Origin of the sequence: Pantoea sp. SIMBA_079 (assembly GCF_046940275.1) — a bacterium.
Lineage (GTDB): Bacteria > Pseudomonadota > Gammaproteobacteria > Enterobacterales > Enterobacteriaceae > Pantoea > Pantoea borealis.
In genome coordinates this window covers 1-258 of sequence record NZ_JAWRYR010000550.1, presented here as the reverse complement: position 1 = coordinate 258, position 258 = coordinate 1, and the positions used below count along the sequence as shown (strand labels likewise).

1 protein-coding gene is annotated in these 258 nt (G+C 63.6%); it reads right to left on the bottom strand.

The window, feature by feature from the left end; all coding sequences use genetic code 11:
* A partial coding sequence (locus tag SB719_RS21160) for a hypothetical protein (protein WP_412159887.1) occupies positions 1-229 on the bottom strand: 229 nt, incomplete at its 3' end.
* Positions 230-258 lie beyond the last annotated feature (29 nt).

Below are 258 nucleotides of genomic sequence, written 5' to 3'. Positions count from 1 at the left end.
CCAGGCGCAACTCAACCTCGGCCAGCATCAGCGCCATGCGCAGTGCCAGCAGTTTTTGTCTGGGGGTTTCGCCTTGCTCATCGGCCGTGGTCCAGAAGCTGGCCAGTTCGCCGTGCAGCCAGGTGCGCGTGTCGGGGTTGATGGGGTGTTGAAGGTCGAGGGTCGGGAGGCCGTCGAGCAGGTCACCGATCTGTCGGTCGATCTGTTCCAGTTGTTCGAGGGGGCGCATGGGGCGGTTCCTTGGTTGAGGAAAACCCC